Genomic DNA, 20,777 nt, shown 5'->3' with positions numbered 1-20,777 from the left:
TTCGACAAGCGGCGCCTCGACGCCGGCCTCGGCCGACTCGGTGGCGGCGGTCTCCTCGGGCAGGGCCACTGTCTCCTCCTCGCTCAGGAATGTCTGTGTGTCGGTGGCAGCATCAGGAGGCCTCCCCGAAGGCGACGTCACTGGCGAGCACTGCCGCGCCGGCGACCCCTGCCCGACCGCCCAACTCGGACAGCACGACTGGCAGGTTGCCTGTGGCAAGTGGCAGCGACCGGCGGTAGACCACGCTGCGGATCTCGGCGAGCAGGATGTGCCCGAGCTGGGCCAGCCCTCCGCCGATCACGATCATCGACGGGTTGGTGAAGCTGACCAGGCCGGCGAGGACACCGCCGACCCGTCGTCCGCCGTCGCGGATGAGCTGGATGCATGTCACGTCGCCCTCGACGGCGCCCTCGGCGACGTCCAGGGCGGTGACCGCGCCACGCTGGGTCAGCCGCTCGGCCAGCGCCGGCGACGCGCCGCTGCGCGCGGCGGCGGTGGCGTCCTTGGCCAGCGCCGCGCCGCTGAACAGCGCCTCCAGGCAGCCGATGTTGCCGCAGGAGCACATCGGGCCGTGCGAGTCGACCTGGATGTGGCCGATGTCCCCGGCGCAGCCGTCGGTGCCCCGGTAGACCTCGCCGGTGAGGTAGATGCCGCAGCCGATGCCGGTGCCGATCTTCACGAAGAGGAAGTCGTCCACCGAGTGGGCGACGCCCCCGTGGCGCTCACCGATCGCCATGATGTTGACGTCGTTGTCGACCACCGCCGGGCAGCCGTGCTCCCGGCTGAGCAGCTCGCGCACCGGGAACCGGTCCCAGCCCGGCATGATCGGCGGCGAGACCGGGACGCCGTCGCGGAAGCTGACCGGCCCGGGTACGCCGATGCCCACCGCGTCCAACCGCTCGTACGCCCCGTCGACCCGGGCCTTGTGCAGCAACTCGTTCACCCGTTGCAGGGTGACCTTCGGGCCGTTGCGGATGTCGGCGGGCTCGGCGTAGTGCGCTACCGGTTCGAGGCGGCCGTTCACCACCTCGACGTCCATCGAGCTGGCGCCCAGGTCGACGGCGGCGAAGCGCAGGTTCGGGTTCAGTTCGACGAGTGTGGAGCGGCGTCCACCCCGGGAGGCGGCGAGGCCGGCCTCGGCGACGTAGCCCAGTGCGACGAGGCGGTCCAGCTCGGCCAGCAGCCGGGGCCGCGGCATCTGGAGTCGGTCGCCCAGTTCGGCCCGGGACACGGCCCCTTCGTCGCGGAGCAGCCGCAACAGGCGGACGTGCAGGGGGTCGACGGTCCGCACCGGGACTCACCTCATCATCGGACTCGTTCACATCGACGTCATGCAGATGTGTTGTGTCCGACACAGTAGGAGCGTTCCGCACCACCTGTCCAGAGCTTCAACCGTTCTGTTCCCAACTTTTGTCCGAAAGAACAAAAGCTACTAGTCGATCTAGGAAAGGATCACGGGGCGCCCGCATCCGCTCGCGTGCAGTTTCATCGACGGACACGAAACCGCCCCCGCCAGCGGTTCTCCGGTGGCGAGGGCGGTCCGTGCCTGTCAGTGGCTGCCCGCGGCGTTGCGCTTCTTGCGGAGCTTGCGGTCGTCGCGCAGCTCGACATACGGCTCGTCGTCGACCGAGTGGCCGGCCGAGATGGCCCGGCTGCGCTCCAGCTCCGCGTCGAACTCGGCGCCCAGCAGGATCGCGATGTTGCTCAACCAGAGCCAGATCAAGAAGATGATCACGCCGGCCAGCGCCCCGTACGTCTTGTTGTACGAGCCGAAGTTGCTCACGTAGAAGGCGAACAGAGCGGAGATCACCAGCCAGATCACCACGGCCAGGACACCACCCGGGCTGACCCAGCGGAACCCGCCGTGCCGGGCGTTCGGCGAGGCCCAGTAGAGGATGGCGAACATCAGGCTGACCAGGATCAGCAGCACCGGCCACTTCGCGATGTCCCACACCGTGACTGCCGTCGAGCCGAGGCCGACCACATCCCCCACGGCCTCGGCGAGACGACCGGTGAAGACCACGATCACCGCGCTGACCAGCAGCAGCACCCCGATCACCGCGGTCACGCCCAGCCGGATCGGCAGCGTCTTCCAGATCGGCCGGCCCTCCGGCACGTCGTAGATGGTGTTCGAGGCACGCATGAACGCGCCGATGTAGCCGGACGCGGACCAGAACGCGGCAAGCACACCGATGATCGCCGCGATGCTGGCCAGGCCGCCGTTGTCCTGTGCCGTGCCGATCGCGTCGTTGATGATCTTCTGGATGCTGTCGTTGGGCACCGCCTGGTTGACGGTGTCCCGGACGCCGTTCGTGGCGCTCTCGCCCAGCAGACCTAGGATGGAGATCAGCACCAGCAGGCCAGGGAAGATCGACAGCACGCCGTAGTAGGTGAGCGCCGCCGCCCAGTCGGTCAGGCTGTCGTCCTGGAACTCGGTGACGGTACGGCGCAGCGCCGCCTTCCACCCGCTGCCGGGCAGTTCGGTCGGGCTGTCCGGCCCCGCGTCGGGCCCGACCGGCGCGCTCGCGTCGGCGCGGTCACGCTCCCGGTGGGCGGAAGTCTCGTCCGAGGCCATCGCCCCTCCTCGTCATCGGTGGTGGTGTGTCACCTCCGACATGCCCCACCAGCGGCGGCGCGTAACCCCTACGGGTAGAGCAACCTGCCCATCCTCCGCGACGCGACAAGCAGGCCGACCGCCATCATCGCCACCAGGTAGAGCACGTCGAGCAGCCACGTCCACCCCCCGACACCGAGGGTGACGCCACGGATCAGGTGCACCGCCCGGTACAGCGGGGTGACCTCGACCAGCCAGTGCAGAAGCGTCGGGTACGCCTGCGCCGGCACGAACGTGCCGGAGAAGAGGAACAGGGTGAACTGGGCCGACCCCAACAGGTCGAAATCCTGCCAACTCCGCATGAGCGTCGCCACCGCCATGCCGAGCGCGCCGAACGCGAACCCGACGAGCACCGCCGCCGGCAGAGCCGTCAACGCCCGGGTCACGGTGGTCAGGTCGAACGCGACCATCACCGCCAGGAACGCCGCCGAGTAGGCGCTGCCCCGCAGCATCGCCCACCCCAACTCGCCGAGCGCGATCTCGAACGGCCGTACCGGGGTGGCGATCACCCCGTCGTACAGCTTCATGTACTTCATCTTGCCGAAGAAGTTGAACGTGGTCTCCGCGAGCGCCCCGGTCATGGCCGACGAGGCGAGCATCGCCGGAGCCACGAACTCCGGGTACGACACGAGGCGGCCGTCGGGCAGCGGCAGGTCACCGACCAGCGCCCCGACACCCACCCCGATGGAGAGCAGGTAGAGCAGCGGCTCCACGAAGCCGGAGAGCAGCAGCAGCCAGTAGACCGACTTCAGCGCCGCGACGTTTCGTTCGACCACCGACACCGACCGCCGGGACGCGGCGGAGACGTCGACCAGCCGGGGCAGGACCAACGTGAGCACGAACCCTCCCTAGACGACGAGCCGGCGACGGAACGCACGCAGCGCCAGCAGCCACCCGGCGACCGCCCAGGCGGACAGGTAGAGCAGGTGCCCGACGATCGACCACTGCGGTGCGACACCGAGCGTGGCGGCCCGGCACAGGTCGACGGCGTGCCACAGCGGCGTCGCGTACGCCAGCCAGCGCAACGCCTCGGGCACCGACGCGACCGGGAAGAACACACCGGCGAACAGCGTCATCGGGATGACCGCGAACCGGAACAGCATCGCCAGCCAACTGTCGCTGGACACCGCCGCCGCGTACGCGAAGGCGGGCGCGGCCACGGCCAACCCGAGCAGCGCCACCACCGGGAGGGTGGCCACCGCCCACGGCGAGGGCAACGCCCCGAACAGGGCGGTGACAAGCAGGAACGCCGCGATCGTGGTGAGCACCCGGAACAACACGAAGGCCAGGTGCCCGGCCAGAATGTCAGCCACCCGCAGCGGCGACGCGCTCTGCGCGAAGTAGGTCTTGACCCACCGGAAGTTGCTGAACACCGGCCAGGTCGAGTCGCCCACGGTCACCTGGAGCGCGGTCGAGGCGATCAGCCCAGGGACCAGCCAGTCCAGATATCGCACCCCGCCGACGCCCTGGTCGATGTACGCGCCGACGCCGAGCCCGAAGCCGAGCACCGTCAACACCGGCAGCAGGAACGAGGAGAACACCCCCGCCCGCCAGGTGCGCCGCAGACCGACCAGATAGTGCTCGAACACCGCGTACGCCGGCACCCAGGGAACATGTGCCCGGATCGCCGCACCCACCATGACCACCCCCGTCCCCGACCTTCCTACCCCCGGGGTACGACAGGCCGCCGGCCACCCTACGACGACCCTGTCGACGCGTCGCCCGGGTTTCGGCGGGGGCGCGCGCCGTGCAAACGCCACATCGGCGATGTGGCGGCATCCCGCCGCCTGGACACGCCCACATCGGCGATCTGGAGTGGATCAACAGAAAGGGCGGGGCGCAGCTCCGCCACTTCCGCGATCAGGTCGAGGGACTGCTGTTGCGATAGTGCCTCACCCCGGACCGACTCCCACACCTCGACCGGTCAGTCGACGAGGGTGCGGCCGGTCAGGTGTAGGAAGACGTCCTCCAGGCCGCTGCGCCGCACCAGCACGTTAGCGGGGTTGAGCCCCAACGCGGAGACCTCGGCGACCGCCGCGTCGCCGTCGGGCACGTAGAGCAGCACCCGGTCGGGCAGCACCTCCACCCGCTCGCCCAGCCCGTCGAGCTTGCCGGCGAACGGCTCCTGCGACTCGGCGGCGAAGCGCAGCTCGACCACCTCGCGGGTGGAGTGTCGCTCGATGAGCGAGCGGGGTGAGCCCTCGGCCACGATCCGCCCGCCGTCCATCACCACCAGCCGGTCGCAGAGCTGCTCGGCCTCGTCCATGTAGTGCGTGGTGAGCACCAGCGTGACGCCCTGCTGCTTGAGCCGGAACAGCCGCTCCCACACCAGGTGCCTCGCCTGCGGATCCAGGCCTGTGGTCGGCTCGTCGAGCAGCACGATCTCCGGATCGTTGACAAGCGCCCGGGCGATGGTCAGGCGGCGCTTCATCCCGCCGGAGAGCGGCTCGACCCTGCTGTCGGCGCGTTCGCCGAGCTGGACGAAGTCGAGCAGCTCGTCGGCCCGCTCCCGGGCCGCGCGGCGCGAGATGCCGAAGTAGCGGGCGTACACCGTCAGGTTTTCCCTGACGGTCAGCTCCGGATCGAGATTGTCCAACTGTGGGCACACGCCGAGCCGGGCCCGGATCGCCGGCCCGTCAGCCACCGGATCCATGCCCAGGATGCGCAGCTCACCGCCCGTCGGCGGGGAGATGCAGCCGACCATCCGCATGGTGGAGGACTTGCCGGCGCCGTTGGGCCCGAGGAAACCGAACGCCTCACCCGAGCGCACCTCGACGTCGATGCCGTCCACGGCCGTGAAGTCGCCGAACCGCTTCACCAGCCCCCGCGCCTGAATCAGTGGTCGCCCCGAAGTCACCGCCCGACCCTAACCGCCGGGTCCGACACCCCTCCACGCGAATACGCGGGTACGACGCCGGGCCGCGAGGCGCGGAGCCGAAACACCGATCACTGCCCCACCGGCCGACCGATCGACGTGTATCGTCCCTCTGTGCCGCCCATCAGCTCGCCCGATGGCCCGTCTTCACCTGCCCGACCAGCCAACTCTCCCAGCGGCGACCCCGACGCGGGCGCCGACGGCGCACCACCCCGACCCCGCGCGACACCCGAGCCGCTCGGGGCCGACCCGAGCGAACGCCGCGACGACGACCACCGCTCGGCCGCCGAGCGCGCGACGCAGGACCTGGCCGCCCAGTTCGAGGACGAGAAGCCGGGCCGCGTGCTGTCCGGCCCGGCGGGGCTGCTCCTCACGGCCGCGACGCTGGCTGTCGGGGCCCTCGCCCTCTGGCAGGTGTTCCGCCCGCTGTCGCAGGGCAGCAAGTATTACCTGATCATCTTCCTGGCCGGCGTACTCCCGCTTGTCTTCCTCGCCTACCCGGCCGACCTGCGGCTGCCCGCCCGCCTGCGCGCCCGATGGTCCGATGGGAACCGCTCCGACACGTTGGCGGCGTCGACGCGACCCACCGTGCCGGACTGGGTCCTGGTCGCCCTCGCGGTGGCCGCCTGCCTCTACCCCGTCCTGCCGATCCCCATGGGCGACGGCGGCGGGGGCTACAACGCCTTCCTCGACCGGCAGGGCCTGCTGGCGCCGACGGATCTGGTGTTCGGCACCGTCCTGCTGCTCCTGCTGCTCGAAGCGTGCCGGCGCACCACCGGCTGGATCCTGCCGGCGGTCTGCCTGCTGTTCCTCGGGTACGGCTACTACGGTGGCCTGCTGCCGCAGTCCTGGCCGGTCGCCCACGCCGGGCTCGACTTCAGTCAACTTGTCGACGCGTTCTACAACTCCGACAGCGGCTTCTACGGCACCCCGCTGGACGTGGCCGCCTCGTACATCGTGCTGTTCACCATCTACGGCGCGGTGCTGGAGCTGTCCGGGGCCGGTCGGTTCTTCGTCGAGCTGTCGGCCGCCGCGTTCCGCCGCTCGCGTACCGCCGCCGGTCGCACGGCTGTCGCCTCCGGCTTCCTGCTCGGCACCGTCTCCGGCTCCGGCGCGGCGACGACCGTGAGCATCGGCGCGGTCACCTGGCCGCTGCTGCGCCGCGCCGGCTACCCCCCGGAGCGCGCCGGAGGCATGCTGGCCGCCGCCGGGGTCGGCGCGATCCTCTCGCCACCCACCCTGGGCGCGGCGGCGTTCATCATCGCCGAGTACCTGAACGTCTCCTACCTCCAGGTGCTGGGCTGGGCCACCGTACCGACGGTTCTGTACTACCTCGGGATCCTGCTCTCCGTGGAGATCGACGCCCGCCGCTCGGGCGTACGGCCCGTGGTGATCGACGTCGGATCGCCGTGGCGCATGGTGGCCCGGTTCGGCTACCACTTCGCCTCGCTGATCGCCATCGTCGTGTTCCTCGCCGTGGGCATGTCCGCGACGAGGGCTGTCGTCTTCGCCACACTCCTGGCCGCCGCGCTGTCCTTCCTGGACCGCACCCACCGGCTCACCCCGGCCCGGCTGGTGACCGCGCTCGTCACAGGCGTACGCGGGGTGCTCGCGGTCACCGCCGTCTGCGCCGCCGCCGGCATCGTCACGGCCACCACCACGAAGACCGGCCTCGGGCCGCAGGCGGCGGCGCTGCTGGTCGGCGGGGCGAAGGCCGCCACCTCGGACCCGACCCTGGTGCTGGTGCTCACCGCGCTGCTCGCGGCCGTCGCCCTCAGCCTGCTGGGCCTGGCCGTGCCGGTCACCGCCTCGTTCGTGATCGGCTGGGTGATCGTCGGACCGGCCCTTCTCGACCTCGGGGTGACCGCGCCCGCCGTGGCGATGTTCGTCTTCTACTTCGCGGTGCTGTCCGAGGTGTCCCCACCGACCGCGCTGGCCTCGGTGGCCGCCGCCGCCGTCACCGGCGGCCGGCTGGTGCCGACCATGTGGCAGACCCTGCGGTACGCGCTGCCGGCGTACCTGACCCCGATCGCCTTCGTCATCACCCCGGCCGGGCTGGGGCTGCTCGGCATCGGCGGCGTCCAACGGATCGCCGTCGCCGCCGTGGTGACCGCCCTCAGCGTCGCCGTGCTCGCCGTCGCCGCCGGCGGTTGGCTGCCCGGTGTCGGTCCCGCCGGCCCACCGGAGCGCGTGCTCGGCGTCCTCGCCGGCGTCACCCTGCTCTGGCTCGAACCCGTCCCGGTCACGGTAGGCGTCGCGCTGGCCGCCGTCGCGGCGGCGGGTGTCGTCGCCCGACGCGCTTCCGCCCGCCGGCCGCCAGCCGGATCACCAGCAAGTCCCGTGGAGGAGAAACTGTGAGACGAATCGACGTACGGCTCGCTGCCGGCCTGGGCGTGCTCGCCCTCGCCACGACCGGCGTCGCCGGCTGTGGAGGCCAGCAGGGCGGCGCGGCCAAGGACGACGCGTCAAGCGAGGTCACCTGCGAGGTGGGCCAGCCGACCCGGGTCGGCATCGCCACCGGCAACGCGACAGGCGTCTACTACCCGATCGGCAACGCCCTGGCCGGGCAGTTGTCCGGGGCGACCGGCGGCAAGCTCACCGGCACGGCCGCCGAGACCGGGGCCTCCGTGCAGAACGTCGAACAGCTCGTCGGCGGCCAGTACGATGTGGCGTTCTCGCTGTTCGACACGGCTGTCAACGCGGTCGAGGGCAAGGACAACTTCACCGCGCCGCAGCCGGTCGAGGCGCTGGCGCGCATCTACGACAACTACACGCAGGTGGTGGTCCGCAAGGATTCCGGGATCACCTCGGTCGCCGGAATGCGCGGCAAGCGGATCTCCACCGGCTCCCCGAAGTCCGGCACCGAGGTGATCGCCAACCGGCTGCTGGAGGCCGCCGGTCTCGACCCCGCCAAGGACGTACGGGCGCAGCGGCTCGACCTGACCAAGACGGTCGAGGGCATCAAGGACGGCAGTGTCGATGGTTTCTTCTGGTCCGGGGGCCTGCCCACCGGCGGCCTGACCGACCTGTTCACCACCGCCGGTGACACCGTGACGTTCGTCGACCTCGCGTCCCTGCTGCCGAAGATGGCCGCGCTGAGCCCCGGCTACCAGGCGGGCACGATCGGGCGGGACGTGTACCGGACGGCGACCGACACCCCCACCATCGTCGTGCCGAACGTGCTGCTGGTCCGCAGGGACCTGGACGCCAACGTCGCCTGCGCGATCACCCGGACGCTGTTCGAGAAGCGCGACGTCCTGGCCCAGGCCAACCCGGCCGCCAAGGGGATCTCGCTGGAGAGGGCCCGCAGGACCCTCCCGGTGCCGCTGCACCGGGGTGCCGACAAGGCGTTGAGGGATCTGGGCGCGAACTGACGGCCGGTCAGTCGGCGGGCGCGGTCGCCGCGCGGGCGACGCCGACAAGGCGGTCGGTCTCGGCGAGCAGGGTGTCGTCGTCCACAGGGGTGCCGGGGTCGAGCCGGACGGTCCACGTCAGGCCGTCGACCCCGGCCACCCGCCGGGCCGCGACCCGCGCCGCGCCGCCGGGCAGCCGCTGGTGTTCGGTGTACGCGACCGAGCGGGTCACCCGGGCCCGCACCTGGTGCGGCAGCTCACCCGGGTCGAGCAGCAGGTACGTCTCGGCGGGACCGTCGGTCACCAGCGCGTAGCCGTCGCGCTCGGCGACCGGCTCGGCGGGCGTGACAGTCAACTCCCGACCGGACCACACCGCCTTGAGGATGTCGTGCCAGCCGAGGCGGTGACCCCGGCCGGGCAGCCACAGCCCGAGGTTGCTGGCCACGACCACCCCGTCGCCCTCGCCGTTGCCCACCGCGGCCCACGCGAGCACCCGCTCATCGGCGGCCAGCGGCGGCCGGTCGGCCGGGGGCAGTTTCGGCTTGCGGCTGAACAGTCCCATGTCACAACCCTCCCGCGGCCTGCTCGCGCAGCGCCCGGGCGTGCTGCTCCAGTGACAGCAGCTCGCCGAACGCGGCGAAGTACTCGTCCTTGTTGTTGACCGGGTTGATCCGCTGGATCCGGGACTTCAGCTCCTGGATCCGGGCGGTCACCGACCCGAACTGCACACGCGCCATCGTGATCGACACGTATCGCGGATCCGCTTCGCCGTCGATCCGCAGCGGCTCCACCGCCAGCTCACCGACGAGGGCCGCCGCGGCCAGATCGTCGCAGGAGTCGCGGACCTTCTCGATCCAGACCGCGCCGCCGGTCGCCGAGGCGACCCCGCCGGCCGCCGCGATTGCCGTCCGCACCGCCACGTGCACCGGATGGCGGTACTCCGTCGCCTCGACCGTGTCGAACATCGGCCCGGCCAGCACCGGCTGTTGCAGGGCCAGTTTCAGCGCCTCCCGCTCGACCATCGACTGCGGGCTGTCCACCGCTGGCTCGGGACGCGCCGGAGCGGGGCGGGCGGCGGGTGCGGCGTCCCGGCCGCCGGACGGCGGGGTGTTGGCGGCGGCGAGCACCGCCCGCTGCACCGGCTCGATCTCCATGCCGAGGTCCATGGCGAGCTTGCGGACGTACTCCGGGCGCTTCTCCCGGTCCTTCAGTTGCGCGACGAGCGGCGCGGCCCGGCGCATCGCCTCCACCCGGCCGTCGACCGTGTCCAGGTCGAAGCGGCTCAGCTCGTGCCGCAGCGCGAAGTCGACGAGCGGCTCGCGCCTGGCCACCAGGTCCCGCACCGCCAGGTCACCCTTGGCGAGCCGCAGCTCGCACGGGTCCATGTTGTCGGGACTGACCGCGATGAACGTCCGGCCCACGAAGCGCTGGTCGTCGGAGAAGGCGCGCAGCGCGGCCTTCTGCCCGGCGGCGTCCCCGTCGAAGGTGAAGATGATCTCGCCGGCCACCGAGTCGGTGTCCAGCAGGAGCCGGCGCAGCACGCCTATGTGGTCCGCGCCGAACGCGGTGCCGCACGTCGCCACCGCCGTGGTCACCCCGGCCAGGTGGCAGGCCATCACGTCGGTGTACCCCTCGACGATCACCGCCCGCCCCTGCTTGGCGATCTCCCGCTTGGCCTGGTCGATGCCGTAGAGCACGTGCGACTTCTTGTAGATCGGCGTCTCGGGGGTGTTCAGGTACTTCGGACCGTCGTCGTCGTCGAAGAGCTTGCGCGCCCCGAAGCCGATCACGTCCCCGGTGAGGTCCCGGATCGGCCAGAGCAGCCGACGACGGAACCGGTCGATGAGCGTGCCGGAGCGCGACTCCCGGGACAGCCCGGCCGTCACCAGTTCCTGGTGGGTGAAGCCCTGCTGGCGCAGGTGCTTGGTGAGCGGATCCCAGCCCTCCGGTGCGAAACCGCAGCCGTAGCGCTGGGCGGCGGCCCTGTCGAAACCCCGCTGGGCCAGGAATTCGCGGGCCGGCCGGGCACCCGCGGTGCTGAGCTGCGCCTGGTAGAACTCCACGGCGGCGGCGTGCGCGGCGACGAGGCGCTGACGCTGGCCCTGCTGCGGGCGCGGGCGCGGGGTGCTCCGGTCGTCCTCCACGTAACGCAACTGGATGCCGGCGCGGCCGGCCAGCCGCTCGACGGACTCGACGAAGCTGAGGTGCTCCGCGTCCATCAGGAACTTGATGGCGTCGCCGCCGGCCCCGCAGCCGAAGCAGTACCAGACGTTGCGGGCCGGGGAGACGTTGAACGACGGGCTCTTCTCGTCGTGGAACGGGCACAGGCCCTTGAGGTTGCCGCCACCAGCCGACTTCAGGGTGACCGTCTCGGAGATCACATCCCCGATCGAGGTGCGTTCCCGGACCAGTGCGATGTCCTCGTCCCGGATCCGCCCAGCCATGCGCCACCCCCTCGCCGTACATCCTGCCCTGCCGGACCGACGACGTGCCCGCCGGGGGACGCCGGTGTGGCGGCCACCGCCGCGGCTCGCCGGTTTCCGCCCGTGGGTCGGGCCCGCGCGGGGAGCATGACCAGATGCGCAGGGTACGTACCGGCGGTGTCCACTGGCCGGGCCGGCTGGCCGGCCGGCTCGGCCTGCGCGGCGCCGAACCCCGGTCGGACGAGGACGGGCACCGGCACGCCACCTGGCTGGAACTCTTCCTCGACCTCATCTTCGTGTACGCGCTGGCGGCGGTGGTCGCCCGGCTGGGCAACGACCCGACCCCGGCGCCGACGGAGGTGCTGGCCGTGCTCGGCCTGTTCCTGGTGATCCAGTGGGCGTGGGTGGGGCAGGTCTACTACGACACCCGGTTCGACCCGGACGACGCGCCGCACCGCGTCCTGGTGCTGGTCGCGCTGATCGGCGCGGGCGCCATGACGCTGGGCGTCGACGAGGTGCCCGAGAGCGTGCTCCTGCCCGTCGGATACCTGATCGTGCGGGGCGTGCTGCTCCTGCTGTACCTGCGGGCCCGGCCCACCAGCCCGATGGCCCGTACGGTGACCTCGGTGTACCTGACCGGCTTCGGCACGGGCTGGCTGATCTGGCTGGCCTCGCTGGCCGCCCCCGCCACGGCACGCCCGGTGCTGTGGATCGTCGCGATGGTCATCGAGCTGGCCACCCCCTGGGTCGGGTGGCGCTGGCTCGACAGGTGGCCGGTGGACAACAGGCACCTGCCGGAGCGCATCGGGCAGTTCACCATCATCGTCCTGGGCAGCGCGCTGGCCAGCCTGCTCTTCGCGGTGCCGGACCACCCCCGGCCGTACATGATCGCGACCGCCGGGGTGGCGTTCCTGTGCCGGCGGCCGTCTGGTGGGTCTACACCACGTTCGTCACCACCCGCCTGTTGCAGACCCGGCTGCGCGGCGGGCAGGCGTACAGCTATCTGCACCTCCCTCTGGACGGTGCGCTGCTGCTGCTCGGCTGGGCTCTCGGGCAGGTGGTCCGGCTGGTCGACGACGACGCGACACGGCTGCCGCTGGAACTGCGGCTCGTGCTGGCCGCCTCGGTACTGGTCTGGATGCTCTGCGGTCTGGTGCTGTACTGGCTGTGGAGCCGGCCGACCGCCGGCCGGCTGGCGATCACCGGCTACGGCATCGTCGCGGCCAGTCTGGTCGCCGCGACGGTAGGTGAACCGAGACTCCTGCTGTTCCTGCTCGCGCTGGTGATCGTCGTGTACGCCGTGCTGCTCACCCGCCGACTCACCGCGGCCAGTCAGGAGACCGATGGCTGACCGGCGCTCAGGCGGCAGTCGCCTCCTCGGCCGCCACCTGCCGGTTCCAGTCGGCCTTGGTGGAGCGCCAACCCTCGTCGTCCATCCCGCGCCGCCAGTAACCCGAGATGGAGAGCCGGTCGGCGGGCACCCCCCGCTCGGCGCGCAGCAGCCGGCGCAGCTCACGGACGAACGTCGCCTCACCGTGCACGAAGGCGTGCACCTGACCGGGCGGGAACTCCAGCTCACGGACCGCCGCCACCAGCGCGGCGCCCACCGGAGCCGCCCCACGGTGGAGCCAGGTCAGCTGGACCGCGCCGGGGCTGAGCAGCTTCTGCTCCTCGGCCGGCTCGGCGACCTCCACGAACACGTGCGCCGGGGCGCCCAGCGGCAGCCGCTCCAGGGCGGCGGCGATCGCCGGCAACGCGCTCTCGTCACCCACCAACAGATGCCAGTCTGCCTCCGGGCTCGGCGCGTACGCCCCGCCGGGGCCCACGAAGTACACCGGGTCGCCGGGGCGCAGCGCGGCGGCCCACGGGCCGGCGAGCCCTTCGTCGCCGTGGTGCACCACGTCCACCGTCAACTCCTCGGCCAGCGGATCCCACCGCCGCACGGTGTACGCGCGCAGCCGGGGCCACTGCTCCCGGGGCAGCTCCCGACGGATCACCGCCATGTCCATCGGTTGCGGATACACCACACCCGGCTGCGGGAAGACCAGCTTGATGTAGTGGTCGGTGAACTCCCCCACCGGCAGGTCGGCAAGCTCGTCCCCACCGAGGACGAGCCGGATCACATGCGGGGTGGGTCGCTCGGTGCGCAGCACCTGGACCGAGGTGACCGTCATGTTGTTAGGTTAACCTAAGTAGTTGGTGGGCACTCGCCGACCAGACGCGTGTGCCACGTCACCGCCGCCGGATCGGTGAGAGACGCGACCTGGTCGATCACCACCCGCAGCCGCGCCGCGTCGTCGGGCGCGGCCCGCCACAGCGGCGCGAAGATCGGATCCAGTCCGTCCGGCGCCCGCCGGACCAGCGCGGACACGACCTCCGCCAACATGGTGCGCTGCCGCTCGTAACGACCCCGAAAGCCCGAACGGCGCATCACATAGCGCAGGGCAATGCCCTTGAGCAGGGCGCAGTGCGCCCGGACCAGGCGCGGCACCACCAGATCGGCGGCGTACCGACGATGCGGTCCCGGACCGAAGCGCTCCTCGGTGGCGGCGACCGCCGCGGACACGAACCGGCCCGTCAGCCCGCTGGTCGTGGCCTTCAGGGCGACCTGGGCGCGATGGCTGCCGTCGTACCCGGCGAGCGGGGCGAGCAGCGGATCGGCAAGCAACTCCACAAGCACGCCCGCCAGGTCGTCGGCCGACTCCCCCGAGTACGTGGCGGCCACGTCCGCGCAGAGCGCGGCCCGCTCGTCGGCGTCGTCGAGCAGCGGTCGCAGCGTGACGTACCCGCCGTGCACGCCGTCCTCCACGTCGTGCACCGAGTACGCGACGTCGTCCGCCCAGTCCATCACCTGGGCCTCCAGACAGCGGCGGTCCCCGGGGGCACCCTCCCGGATCCAGTCGAAGACCACCGTGTCGTCGGCGTACACCCCGAACTTGCGCTGCCCGGCACGGCGCGGCCACGGGTACTTGCCGATCGCGTCCAGCGACGCCCGGGTCAGGTTCAGCCCGGCGGACGAGCCGTCCGGGGCGAGCACCTTCGCCTCCAGGCGGGTCAGCACCCGCAGCGTCTGCGCGTTGCCCTCGAAACCGCCGCACGGCGTGGCCAGCAGATCCAACGCGGCCTCGCCGTTGTGCCCGAACGGCGGATGACCGAGATCGTGGGCGAGGCCTGCGACGTCCACCACGTCCGGGTCACAGCCCAGCCGGGCACCCATCTCCCGGGCGATCTGCGCCACCTCCAGCGAGTGCGTCAGTCGCGTACGCAGGAAGTCGTCGGTGCCGGCGGTGTGCACCTGGGTCTTGGTGGCCAGCCGGCGAAACGCCGCCGAGTGCAGCACCCGGGCCCGGTCACGCTCGTACGGCGACCGGCGATGCCCGGTGTCCTTGGGCGGCTCCTCGACGAGGCGAGCCTCCGGAGCGCCGCTCACGCAGAACGCAGGACGCAGAACTCGTTGCCCTCCGGGTCGGCCAGCACCGTCCACTCGACGTCACCCTGGCCGATGTCGACGTGCCGGGCACCCATGTCGACAAGCCGCTCGACCTCGGCCTCCTGGTCGGCCGGACGGAGGTCGAGGTGCAGCCGGTTCTTGCGCTCCTTGCCGTCGGCCACCGGCACGAAGACCAGGCCGGGCAGGCGGTCGGCGGACTGGCGGATCTCCACCTCGTCGGGCTTCTCGGTGACTACCTGATAGCCGAGCGCCTCGGCCCACCAGCGGGCCAGTCGGGCCGGATCACGGGCATCGACGGTCAGGCTCTCCCAGACGCTTGTCATGCAGTCACCCTTCCCCCTCGACGGCGTACGCAATCGGCCGTGTGCGAGGAGCCAAGGTTACGCCCGCCACGGCCGCTCGACCTGCCCACGACGCATCGACATCGGGTCCACAATCGCCGATTGGCAGGCAGTTGTCGACCGATTGCCGAGGGTTACGGGCTCGCGAGGTTGCAGTGGCCGCCGACAGCCTTCCCGGCACGGAACGTGACCACGCAGCTGCACCGCTCGCCCCGACCACCTGGCGTCGCCCGCCCGTCTGAACGTCGGTGCCCGGCGGCGGCCGGGAGGCCCCGGTCCGCCGCCGGCCCCACGTCAGCGGCTGTCCGACCCGCCACTCTCCACGACCGCCCGGCCCGCCTCCAGCCGCGCCACCGGCACCCGGAACGGCGAGCAGGACACGTAGTCCAGGCCGACCTCGTGGAAGAAGTGCACCGAGTCGGGGTCGCCACCGTGCTCGCCGCACACACCGAGCTTCAGCCCGGGCCGGGCGGCCCGGCCCTCCTCGGCGGCGATCCGCACCAGCCGGCCGACGCCGTCCCGGTCGATCGACTCGAACGGCGAGATGCCGAAGATGCCCAGCTCCAGGTAGCGCCAGAAGAACGCGCCCTCGACGTCGTCGCGGGAGAAACCCCAGCCCATCTGGGTCAGGTCGTTGGTGCCGAAGGAGAAGAACTCGGCGGCCTCGGCGATCTGGCCGGCGGTCAGTGCCGCGCGCGGCACCTCGATCATGGTGCCGATCAGCACCTCGACCCCGCTGTCCCCGACCACCTCCGCGATGATCTTCTCGGCCTCGGTACGGACCGTCTCCAGCTCCTGCACCGCCCCGACCAGCGGCACCATGATCTCCGGCTTGGCCACCCCACCGCCCCTGGCGCAGCTGACGGCCGCCTCGGCGATGGCCCGCACCTGCATCGCGAACAGGCCGGGGATGACCAGGCCGAGGCGTACGCCCCGCAACCCGAGCATCGGGTTCTCCTCGTGCATCCGCCGGACGGCGGCGAGCAGGGCCTCCTCCTTCGCGACGTCCTCGCCCCGCTCCTGAGCGACAGCCACGTTCACCGCGAGCTGCTCCAACGGCGGCAGGAACTCGTGCAGCGGCGGGTCGATCAGCCGGACGGTGACCGGCAGCCCGTCCATCTCGCGGAAGATCTCCTCGAAGTCGGCCCGCTGCAACGGCAGCAGCGCCGCAAGCGCCGCCTCCCGCTCACCCTCGGCGCGGGCCAGGATCAGCCGCTCGACCAGCTCCCGCCGGTCACCGAGGAACATGTGCTCGGTGCGACACAACCCGATGCCCTCGGCGCCGAAGCGCCGCGCCCGGGCCGCGTCCGCGCCGGTGTCGGCGTTCGTGCGGACCGCGAGCCGCCGCTTGCCGTCGGCGTGCGTCATGATCCGGTGTACGGCCCGGACCAGCGCGTTGTCGATGTGCTCCGGGTCGAGGCTGCCCTCGAAGTACTGCACGACCTCCGACGGCATGACAGGCACCTCGCCGAGGTAGACCTTGCCGGTGGTGCCGTCGATGGACACGACGTCGCCCTCGTTCACTGTCTGCCCGGCCACTGTGAACCGCTTCGCCGGCACGTTCACGTCGATCTCGTCGGCGCCGGAGACGCAGGTCTTGCCCATCCCCCGGGCCACCACTGCCGCGTGGCTGGTCTTACCGCCCCGCGACGTCAGGATGCCCTTCGCGGCGATCATGCCGTTCAGGTCGTCCGGGTTGGTCTCGCGGCGGACCAGGATCACCGACTCACCCTCGGCGGCCAGCTCGACGGCTCGCGCGGAGGTGAACACGACCTTGCCCGACGCCGCGCCGGGCGACGCGCCGATGCCCTTCGCGACAGCCTCGAACTCGTGGTCGAGCTGGAAACGGGGGAACATCAGCTGCGCCAGCTGCGCGCCGTTGACCCGGTGCAGCGCCTCGTCGAGGTCGATGAGGCCCTCGTCGACGAGCTGCCCCGCGATGACGAACGCGGCGGCGGCCGTCCGTTTGCCGACCCGGGTCTGCAACATCCACAGCTTGCCGCGCTCGATGGTGAACTCGATGTCGCAGAGGTCCTTGTAGTGCTCCTCCAGCCGGGCCATGATGCCGAGCAGCTCGTCGTAGGAGGACTTGTCGAGCTGTTCCAGCTCCTGCAACGGCACCGTGTTGCGGATGCCGGCGACGACATCCTCGCCCTGCGCGTTGGCCAGGTAGTCGCCGTAGATGCCCTGCGCCCCGCTGCCCGGGTCGCGGGTGAACGCGACGCCGGTGCCGGAATCCGGGCCGAGGTTGCCGAAGACCATGCTCACCACGTTTACCGCGGTGCCCAGGTCGGCCGGGATCCGCTCCTGGCGGCGGTAGAGCACCGCGCGCTCGGCGTTCCACGACTCGAAGACGGCGCGGATGGCCAGGTCGAGCTGCTCACGCGGCTGCTGCGGGAACTCCCGACCGGTGTGCTTCACGAAGATCTTCTTGTACGCGTCGACAAGCCCGCGCAGGTCGTCGGCGTCCAGATCCAGGTCGTTGGAGGTGCCCTTGGCGCTCTTGGCCTCGTCGAGGGCGTGCTCGAACTCCTCGCCGGGCACCTCGCAGACGGTCTTGCCGAACATCTGGATGAGCCGGCGGTAGGAGTCCCAGGCGAACCGGTCTGCACCGCCGGAGGCGGCCTGGTTGCCTTCGCCGCTGGCCTGTCGTGCGAGTCCTTGCACGCTCTGGTCGTTGAGGCCGACGTTGAGGACGGTCTCCATCATGCCGGGCATGGAGAACTTCGCGCCGGAGCGGACGGACACCAGCAGGGGGTCCTGCGGGTCGCCGAGGCGCTTGCCCATGGCACGCTCCAGCGACTCCAGGTGCTTCTCGATCTGACCGGCCAGCCCGTCGGGCTCCCGCCCGGTCGCGAGGTACGCCTGGCAGGCCTCGGTGGTGATGGTGAAGCCGGGCGGAACGGGCAGGCCGAGGTTTGTCATCTCGGCGAGGTTGGCCCCCTTGCCGCCGAGCAGGTCCTTGAGATCCTTGTTGCCTTCAGAGAAGTCGTAGACGTACTTGTGATCGACGGTCTCTTGCGCTGCCACCAGAGCCTCCACAACACACGCGCCGGAATGACACTTAACGAAGGTTCAGTTTTCCTCTACCCCGCAGCGGACCACAGGTAATCCCCGGGTCGACGCCGATTGGTGGGCGAAGGTTAAGCGAACATCGAGCGACCTGGGACCGTTCGGTGACAATTGGCACAGCCATCACGACTATCCGTGTTCGTACCAGTTTTTGGGAACGCTTCCATGCGCACCATCACGCATCCCGGCCGAGCACCGTACGCTTGATGGCACGCCAGCCGGTGAAGGTCGCTTTTGCCATAACCGACGCGAATACACCCCCCCGGAGTCGCCGCCGTGTCGACAATCCCCTCCCCCGGCCCCACCGCTGCGCCCGCGCCACTGTCGGTCGGGGAGCCGGACGCGGCCACGCTGGCCCGCACGGCCGAGCAGAGCGCGGTCACGGTGCTCACCGCAGCGACCCCGCACCGGCTCGCCGACGTCGTGCCCGCCCCGCAGCAGGTCCAGCCGGACCCGACCGCGGGCTGGGTGCTGACGGCCGACGTCACGATCGTGGCCAGCGCGGACCCGGCCGCGCTGGCGGTCGCCGAGCACCTCGCCGAGCTGCTGCGCCCGGCCACCGGCTACCCGCTCCCGGTCACCGAGGCTGCCGCCCACCCACTGCCGGTCGCCGACACCGCCGGGCCGGAGCCGGTCGGCGGCATCGCGCTGCTGCTGGACGAGGCCGCCGATCTCGGTGCGGAGGGCTACCGGCTCGACATCGCCCTCGATGGGGTACGCCTCACCGCCGGCACCGCCACCGGCCTCTTCCACGGCGTGCAGACCCTGCGCCAACTGTTGCCGGCGGCGATCGAGAGCCCGACCCCGGTCGCCGCGCACTGGGCGCTGCCCGGCGGGACGATCACCGACGCGCCCCGGTTCCCGTACCGCGGCGCGATGCTCGACGTCGCGCGGCACTTCTTCGCCGTCGAGGACGTGCTGCGGGTGATCGACCACCTGGCCCGCTACAAGCTCAACCACCTGCACCTGCACCTCACCGACGACCAGGGCTGGCGGATCGCCGTCGACTCCTGGCCGAGGTTGACCACCGTCGGCGGGGCGACCGAGGTCGGCGGCGGCCCCGGCGGGCACTACACGACTGCCGACTACGCGCGGATCGTCTCCTATGCCGCCGCCCGGCACATCACCGTCGTGCCGGAGATCGACCTCCCCGGCCACACGAACGCGGCGCTTGTCGCGTACCCGGAGCTGGCACCGGACAAGCTCGCACCACCGCCGTACACCGGCACCGAGGTCGGTTTCAGCTACGTCGACCCGGCCGACGAGCGGACGTACGACTTCGTCGCCGACGTGCTGGGCGAGGTGGCCGCGCTCACCCCCGGCCCGTGGCTGCACATCGGTGGTGACGAGGCGTTCAAGGTCAACGGCGAGGTCTACACCGGTTTCGTCGAGCGGGTCCAGCGCATCGTCGCCGACCTCGGCAAGACCGTCGTGGGTTGGCACCAGCTCGCCCCGGCCGCCCACCTCGACGGGCGGGTCCTGCAGTGGTGGGGCACGAACGGCGAAGACCCCACCACGGCCGAGGCCGTACGCCGGGGCGCCCGACTGATCGTCTCCCCCGGCAACCACGCCTACCTGGACATGAAGTACGCCCCGGACACCCCGATCGGGCACGACTGGGCCGGCCTGATCGACGTGCGGAAGGCGTACGACTGGGAGCCCGGCACACACGTCACCGGCGTCCCCTCGACGGCGGTCATCGGGGTGGAGGCCCCGCTCTGGACCGAATCGGTCACCTCGCTTGCCGACATCGAGTTCCTGCTGCTGCCCCGGCTCCCCGCCATCGCCGAGCTGAGTTGGTCGCCCCGGGCGACCCACGACTGGAACGGCTTCCGCGACCGCCTGGCCGGCCACGGCCCACGCTGGAAGGCCGCCGGCATCACCTTCCACCGAGCCCCCGAGATCCCGTGGCCGAGCAACCCGGCGATCCCTGGACAGCGCCGAACCACCCCCGCAGGCATCAATCCGACATAACACCCGACTCGATTCGGACGCAGGGCTCCGGGCCGATCCGCCTGCCCGGTATCGGGCGGGTCGTCCCGTGGTCGAGGCCACCCCGGTGGCGGAATCCTGGGCCGGGCCGGGCCGTTGTACCTGGCACGCCACCGCGACTCTCGGGTCGTACGCGGAGACATCCGCCGCCGACTCGAACACCGTGCGGGGCGGCCGCCGGGAACACCGGCCGGGCCACCCCGGTTACATCCCCTGCACAGCCGAACAGCACGGGCCGAGGAGCCCGGTGGAATGATCCGCCGCCCCGGACCGTTGTGATCCGTCCCGACGCCGGCCCACGGGCCGCCGGGGCGAGAACATCCCCCGAACTCCCGCGCGGGAGCTGTCCCTTGACACGCGCGCGGAACCCCCGATGAAGCAGAGGAGCACGCCATCATGCGTACCGATCTGATCCGTAAGACCGCTCTGACCGCCGCTGGCCTCGCGTTCACCGGTGGCGCCATCGCCGGACCGGTCACCGCCGCGTATGCCGCGTCGGACGCCAAGCCCACCGCGCAGACGCAGTCCGACCGCAAGCCCGCCGGTGAGCGTCAGCTGGGTGTGCGCTACGAGGCCCAGCCGAACTTCTACTACTGCGGCCCCGCCGCCGCCCGCAACGCCCTGTCCGTGCAGGGCAAGGACATCAGCGTCGACGC

General features: G+C 71.4%; 14 protein-coding genes and 3 pseudogenes. 6 read left to right on the top strand and 11 right to left on the bottom strand.

Annotated elements, in window-relative coordinates; genetic code table 11:
* Positions 1-112: 112 nt before the first annotated feature.
* The 5 genes from ACFY1S_RS18615 to ACFY1S_RS18595 form a co-directional block, all read right to left on the bottom strand.
* Positions 113-1,291 (bottom strand): ROK family protein, encoded by a 1,179-nt coding sequence (locus ACFY1S_RS18615; RefSeq protein ID WP_357985901.1) that lies wholly within the window; start codon positions 1,289-1,291, stop codon positions 113-115.
* 258 nt (positions 1,292-1,549) lie between these two features.
* Positions 1,550-2,575 (bottom strand): YihY/virulence factor BrkB family protein, encoded by a 1,026-nt coding sequence (locus ACFY1S_RS18610; RefSeq protein WP_387119384.1) that lies wholly within the window; start codon positions 2,573-2,575, stop codon positions 1,550-1,552.
* A gap of 68 nt (positions 2,576-2,643) precedes the next feature.
* Positions 2,644-3,453 carry an ABC transporter permease gene (locus ACFY1S_RS18605; protein ID WP_387119381.1) on the bottom strand — a complete coding sequence of 270 codons (810 nt, stop codon included), beginning with the start codon at positions 3,451-3,453 and terminating at the stop codon, positions 2,644-2,646.
* Positions 3,454-3,462: 9 nt separating this feature from the next.
* Positions 3,463-4,254, bottom strand: coding sequence for an ABC transporter permease (locus ACFY1S_RS18600; RefSeq protein WP_387119378.1), 792 nt, complete (start codon positions 4,252-4,254; stop codon positions 3,463-3,465).
* Positions 4,255-4,538: 284 nt separating this feature from the next.
* Positions 4,539-5,471: an ABC transporter ATP-binding protein gene (locus ACFY1S_RS18595; protein WP_387119375.1), complete on the bottom strand. Its 933-nt coding sequence runs from the start codon at positions 5,469-5,471 to the stop codon at positions 4,539-4,541.
* A gap of 132 nt (positions 5,472-5,603) precedes the next feature.
* On the opposite strand from ACFY1S_RS18595, the gene ACFY1S_RS18590 reads away from it, so the two are divergent.
* Positions 5,604-7,847, top strand: a complete 2,244-nt coding sequence (locus ACFY1S_RS18590; protein ID WP_387119372.1) for a TRAP transporter permease — start codon at positions 5,604-5,606, stop codon at positions 7,845-7,847.
* Positions 7,844-8,863 (top strand): TAXI family TRAP transporter solute-binding subunit, encoded by a 1,020-nt coding sequence (locus ACFY1S_RS18585; protein ID WP_387119369.1) that lies wholly within the window; start codon positions 7,844-7,846, stop codon positions 8,861-8,863. The genes ACFY1S_RS18590 and ACFY1S_RS18585 overlap by 4 nt, the downstream gene beginning before the upstream one ends.
* Positions 8,864-8,870: 7 nt before the next feature.
* Here ACFY1S_RS18585 and ACFY1S_RS18580 read toward each other — a convergent pair whose 3' ends face one another.
* Positions 8,871-9,404, bottom strand: a complete 534-nt coding sequence (locus ACFY1S_RS18580; protein WP_387119366.1) for a hypothetical protein — start codon at positions 9,402-9,404, stop codon at positions 8,871-8,873.
* Position 9,405: 1 nt separating this feature from the next.
* Positions 9,406-11,308, bottom strand: a pseudogene (gene dnaG / locus ACFY1S_RS18575) (DNA primase).
* Positions 11,309-11,420: 112 nt separating this feature from the next.
* On the opposite strand from dnaG, the pseudogene ACFY1S_RS18570 reads away from it, so the two are divergent.
* Both ACFY1S_RS18570 and ACFY1S_RS18565 read left to right on the top strand, forming a co-directional pair.
* Positions 11,421-12,116 (top strand): annotated as a pseudogene (locus ACFY1S_RS18570) (low temperature requirement protein A); the annotation flags it as partial.
* Between the two features lie 62 nt (positions 12,117-12,178).
* On the top strand, positions 12,179-12,616 hold the full coding sequence (locus ACFY1S_RS18565) for a hypothetical protein (protein WP_387120318.1): 438 nt from the start codon (positions 12,179-12,181) through the stop codon (positions 12,614-12,616).
* A 7-nt stretch (positions 12,617-12,623) separates the two neighbouring features.
* Here the strand turns inward: ACFY1S_RS18565 and ACFY1S_RS18560 are convergent, their stop codons facing one another.
* From ACFY1S_RS18560 to ppdK, 4 genes are all read right to left on the bottom strand, one after another.
* Entirely contained in the window at positions 12,624-13,439 is an 816-nt protein-coding gene (locus ACFY1S_RS18560; RefSeq protein WP_387119364.1) for a siderophore-interacting protein, read from the bottom strand.
* 14 nt (positions 13,440-13,453) lie between these two features.
* A complete protein-coding gene (locus tag ACFY1S_RS18555) occupies positions 13,454-14,695 on the bottom strand; it encodes a deoxyguanosinetriphosphate triphosphohydrolase (RefSeq protein ID WP_387119361.1) in 1,242 nt (413 codons plus the stop codon).
* Entirely contained in the window at positions 14,692-15,039 is a 348-nt protein-coding gene (locus ACFY1S_RS18550) for a VOC family protein (protein ID WP_387119358.1), read from the bottom strand. The genes ACFY1S_RS18555 and ACFY1S_RS18550 overlap by 4 nt, the downstream gene beginning before the upstream one ends.
* Before the next feature lie 312 nt (positions 15,040-15,351).
* Positions 15,352-18,087, bottom strand: coding sequence for a pyruvate, phosphate dikinase (ppdK, locus tag ACFY1S_RS18545; protein WP_387119355.1), 2,736 nt, complete (start codon positions 18,085-18,087; stop codon positions 15,352-15,354).
* Between the two features lie 294 nt (positions 18,088-18,381).
* Between ppdK and ACFY1S_RS18540 the strand changes: the two genes are divergently transcribed.
* Both ACFY1S_RS18540 and ACFY1S_RS18535 read left to right on the top strand, forming a co-directional pair.
* Positions 18,382-20,103 carry a beta-N-acetylhexosaminidase gene (locus ACFY1S_RS18540; protein ID WP_387120235.1) on the top strand — a complete coding sequence of 574 codons (1,722 nt, stop codon included), beginning with the start codon at positions 18,382-18,384 and terminating at the stop codon, positions 20,101-20,103.
* 414 nt (positions 20,104-20,517) lie between these two features.
* Positions 20,518-20,777: pseudogene (locus ACFY1S_RS18535) on the top strand (phytochelatin synthase); the annotation flags it as partial.

The sequence above is a fragment of the Micromonospora sp. NPDC000663 genome, assembly GCF_042898105.1.
Classification (GTDB): domain Bacteria; phylum Actinomycetota; class Actinomycetes; order Mycobacteriales; family Micromonosporaceae; genus Micromonospora.
Note: the sequence above shows the minus strand (reverse complement) of the source record. Positions and strands in the feature narration are given on the sequence as shown.